Here is a 4471-nt window from a genome sequence, read left to right on the forward strand (position 1 = left end):
GGTGGAAGGGGCGAATGCGGTTGATCGCGCGTCTCTTGACTGTTCCCTGGCAGCCCTTGGGCGGTTGGCATTCAACGGAAGCGTTCCGTCTGACCCAGCCGACATGCTAAGGGTGCTCCGGGACTTGGTGTGATGGTCATTGCCCCTGATGGCCTCCAGGGAAGGGCTTGCAGTTCCTTTCGGTCCCCACGGTAACAAAAGGGGCGAAAAGGAGGCGACGAAATGGCAGCCAAGGAGTACGGGCTTCCCGGGGTGAGGACATACGATTTGAAGGTCCTGCCCGACGAACGGGGCTTCTTCGCGGAAGCGCTGCGCGAAGACTGGACCGACTTTCTTGGGGGGGACACGGTTGTTCAGACGAACTTGTCCATGAGCTACCCTGGCATGATCCGCGCCTGGCATCGGCATATGAGAGGCCAGGTTGACTATTTCCTGGTAGTCAAAGGTGCCCTCAAGATATGTGCATATGACGATCGGCCCGATTCTGCGACCAAGGGTGGCCTCGTGGAGATTGTCGCCAGTGCCCACAAGCCGCAGGTGGTGAGGATTCCGGGATTCTACTGGCACGGAACCAAGGCGGTCGGGAATGAGGCGTCGCTCACTGTGTACTTCGCGACCCGCCTATACGACTACCAAAGCCCGGACGAGGAGCGCCGGCCATGGAACGATCCGGCGATCGTTGATCCTGCTACCGGTCAGCCGTTCGACTGGAACAGACCCCCACATAAATGACCGGGGGGCGCTAGTCGAATGAGAGTCTTAGTTACGGGCGGGGCCGGTTATATAGGTGCGGTGCTCACCGAAACCCTGCTGGCTGCCGGCCACAGTGTCAGGTGCCTGGATCGCTTTTTCTTTGGCCGGGACGCTGTCGCGCACCTTGAGCGAGAGTACCCGGACAGGCTGGAGCTGGTGCGCGGCGATGTTCGTTGGGTTGGTGGCGAGGTCTTCGACAGTGTGGATGCGGTCATGGACCTCGCGGCCTTATCAAACGATCCGACGGGTGAGCTTGACCCGAAGAAGACCCTGGAGATCAACTTCGAAGGGCGTGCCCGAATTGCGCGGTTGGCGAAAGAGCACGGGGTCAGGCGGTACATCCTTGCGTCCTCGTGCAGCATATACGGATTTCAGGACGGGGTCCTGGACGAATCCTCCACGCCGAACCCGTTGACCACGTACGCCAAGGCCAACCTGGAGGCCGAGAAGCACGTTCTGCCGCTGGCAAACTCCGACTTCACCGTCGTCGTTCTCCGACAGGCCACGGTATACGGGTTGTCTCCCCGCATGAGGTTTGATCTAGCAATCAATGGGATGGTTTTGGGGCTCTTCAAGAAGGGGACCATTCCGATCCTGCGCGACGGGACCCAATGGCGTCCGTTCGTCCACGTGCGCGACACGGTGCGTGCGTTCCTACTTTCGCTAGAGGCGGAGCCTTCGGCCGTAAGTGGACAGGTCTTCAACGTGGGGGCGGACGAGCAAAACCTTCAGATCTTTCCGTTAGCTCAGACGGTGGCGGAGGCGGTGGGAGTGCCCTTCCGGTATGAATGGTATGGGCTACCAGACCATCGGAGCTACCGGGTGAGCTTCAAGAAGGTTCGTTCAGTGCTTGGGTTTGAACCGTCGTACACCCCATCCGAGGGTGCCCGCGAGATCCACGAGGCGCTGCGGACGGGCGCCGTTACCGACGGGATGAAGACCATCACGCTACAGTGGTATAAGCACTTGCTCGAGATGCAGTTGTTCCTGCGTGAGACGGAGATAGGCGGGGTGCTCATATGAAGGTTGCTGTGATCGGGGCAGGGGGCCAGTTGGGGAGCGACCTAGTTCGGGTGATGTCTGACCTGGACTGCATTCCGCTCATGCACAACGACATAGAGGTGACCGACGAGGCAAGTTGCATTGCCGTATTGACCCGCATCCGGCCCGATGTCGTAATCAACACCGCCGCTTTCCACCAGGTGGATGCGTGCGAGGATGACCCCAACCGAGCGTGGACTGTCAACGCGCTTGGCTCGCGGAATGTTGTGAAGGCATGCGAAGCCACCGGTGCCACGTATGTATACATCAGCACCGATTTCGTTTTTGACGGTGAAAAGGGAGCGCCGTACGTGGAAGAAGATGTGCCGCGGCCGATTAACACCTATGGTGTAACGAAGCTTGCGGGTGAGTTCTATGCGCGTTGCGTGCCCAACCACTATGTGGTCCGGGTAGCCAGCTTGTTCGGTGTGGCAGGCGCGAGCGGTAAGGGGGGCAACTTCGTCGAAACCATGATCCGGAAAGCGCGCTCGGGCGAGAGAGTTGCCGTGGTCGCCGACCTTTATATGTCCCCCACTTACACACGGGATGCGGCCGTGGCCATCAAATACATCATAGAGAGCCGCCTTCCTGCTGGGGTGTACCATGTGACGGGCCACGGGACGTGTTCCTGGTTGGAGTTTGCGGAGGAGATCCTTAGACAGGCCGGATTTGGTATTCATGTAGCGCCCCTCACTGCAGCAGACTTGAGGCAGAAGGCCAAGCGGCCTCGGTTTTCCGCCCTCTTGAGCAGTCGCCTGCCAAGCCATGTCAGAAGACCATGGCAGGAGGCCCTTGGCGACTATCTGCGCGAGAAGGGACATATTGGGTCATGACCGGAGCAGACGTCGCTCACAAGTTCGCCAAGGGAGAGCGACCGAGAAGGGCGGGAGCATCGTGAAGGCGTTGGTTCTCTCCGGGGGCAAGGGGACCAGACTGAGGCCGTTGACCCACACCACGGCCAAGCAACTGTTGCCTGTGGCCAACAAGCCCATTCTGTTCTTCGTGCTGGAGCAAGTCGCCGCCACCGGAATTGAGGATGTAGGCATCGTCATCAGTCCAGAGACCGGGGAAAGCGTCAAAGCCGCCGTTGGTGACGGGTCCCGCTGGGGCATCAGGGTGACATACATACTCCAGGACCGCCCGGGCGGCCTGGCCCACGCTGTCCAGACAGCCCGTGATTTCCTCCGGGACTCAGCCTTTCTGATGTTCCTCGGCGACAACCTCATCCAGGGAGGCGTGGCCGACCTCGTCAGCGAGTTCGCGAGCGATAGCCGGGAAGCCGTCATCCTGCTCAAGGAAGTGCCTGACCCCAGGCAGTTCGGGGTCGCCGTCCTGGACGGCGATAGGCGGGTAGTACGGCTCATCGAGAAGCCGAAGGACCCCCCGAGCAACCTTGCCCTGGTGGGCGTCTACCTCTTTTCGCCTGTGGTCCACCATGCTATCTCCAGGATCAAGCCGTCATGGCGGGGAGAACTTGAAATCACCGATGCTGTCCAGGAACTGATGAACATGGGCGGGCGGGTGGAGGCCCGCGTGCTGCAGGGATGGTGGCTTGATACCGGGAAGAAGGATGACATCCTTGAGGCCAACCGCGTGGTTCTGGACGAGTACGCCCGCCGCGCGGTGGAGGGAGAGGTGGATTCGTCCAGCCAGATTAGTGGACGCGTGCAGATAGGCAAGGGGGCCCGGATTGTACGAAGTACAATCCGGGGACCAGCTGTGATCGGTGAGTGTTGCGTGATCGAGGGGTGCTTTGTGGGACCCTTCACAGCTGTGGGGGACCGCACGCGGCTGTCCAACGTGAGCTTGGAGCACTCCGTAGTGTTGGAAGACAGTGAACTCTGCGACGTGGGGCGAATCGAGGACAGCCTGGTGGGGAGAAACGTAAGGATCCGCAAGGCTGGGGACGGCCGGCAGTCCATCAGGCTGTTTGTCGGGGACGACGCTGAGTTATCAGTATAAGGCCCGGGGCTCACCGAGGGAGGTTCGAGGCCTTGATCGAAGGAGTCAAAGTGAAGCGCCTGGTTCGCCACCCGGACGACCGCGGCTTTTTCCGGGAGATCCTCCGTGACGGCGACCGCTTACTCGAACGCTTTGGCCAGGCCTCGATGTCCAAGACGCATCCCGGAGTCATCAAGGCTTTCCACTACCACGAGCACCAGGACGACGCGTGGTTCTTCCCGGTCGGTAATGCACAGGTGGTCCTGTACGATCTGCGCGAGGCATCGCCCACGCACGGGGAGACCAACGTGTTTTACATGGGAGAAGATAATCCCATCGTCCTGTTAATCCCTCGTGGTGTCGCCCACGGGTACCGTACGTTGGGCGAAAAGCCGGCAGTCCTCATTTACTTCACTACGGAAGCGTACAACCGAGACAACCCCGACGAGAAGCGTCTGCCTTACGATGAGCCGCGTATCGGGTTCGATTGGTCCACGAGGGTGAGGGGTGTAGTCGCGAAAATCGTGGAATTTGAGGGTGGCGGTCCCTCCAACCCCCATGATATAACGGGGGTGCATCAACGAAGGGAGGTAACCGCCACCGATGGAGTCGTACCACGAACAGGGCACCATGGGAACCACCTTGCTCGAAACAGTGGCGAGCCGGGTCGGCGTAACCCTCGAGCAACTGATGGGTAGCATCAAAGAAGGTCTCCTGGCAATGGCCGTGACGGTAG

At 60.2% G+C, this 4471-nt stretch carries 4 protein-coding genes and 1 pseudogene; all 5 read left to right on the forward strand.

The window, feature by feature from the left end; genetic code table 11:
• Positions 1-222: 222 nt before the first annotated feature.
• The 5 genes and pseudogenes from AB1609_16450 to AB1609_16470 all read left to right on the forward strand — a co-directional run bounded on the left by AB1609_16450 (position 223) and on the right by AB1609_16470 (position 4241).
• A complete protein-coding gene (locus AB1609_16450) occupies positions 223-732 on the forward strand; it encodes a dTDP-4-dehydrorhamnose 3,5-epimerase family protein (protein MEW6048040.1) in 510 nt (169 codons plus the stop codon).
• Positions 733-750: 18 nt separating this feature from the next.
• Positions 751-1776, forward strand: coding sequence for an NAD(P)-dependent oxidoreductase (locus AB1609_16455; GenBank protein MEW6048041.1), 1026 nt, complete (start codon positions 751-753; stop codon positions 1774-1776).
• Complete coding sequence (gene rfbD / locus AB1609_16460) at positions 1773-2627, forward strand: dTDP-4-dehydrorhamnose reductase (GenBank protein ID MEW6048042.1); 855 nt, start codon at positions 1773-1775, stop codon at positions 2625-2627. The genes AB1609_16455 and rfbD overlap by 4 nt, the downstream gene beginning before the upstream one ends.
• Before the next feature lie 61 nt (positions 2628-2688).
• Positions 2689-3756, forward strand: a complete 1068-nt coding sequence (locus tag AB1609_16465; protein MEW6048043.1) for a glucose-1-phosphate thymidylyltransferase — start codon at positions 2689-2691, stop codon at positions 3754-3756.
• Positions 3757-3788: 32 nt separating this feature from the next.
• Positions 3789-4241 (forward strand): annotated as a pseudogene (locus AB1609_16470) (dTDP-4-dehydrorhamnose 3,5-epimerase family protein).
• The last annotated feature ends 230 nt before the right edge of the window (positions 4242-4471 follow it).

The sequence above is a fragment of the Bacillota bacterium genome, from assembly GCA_040754675.1.
Classification (GTDB): Bacteria; Bacillota; Limnochordia; order Limnochordales; family Geochordaceae; genus Geochorda.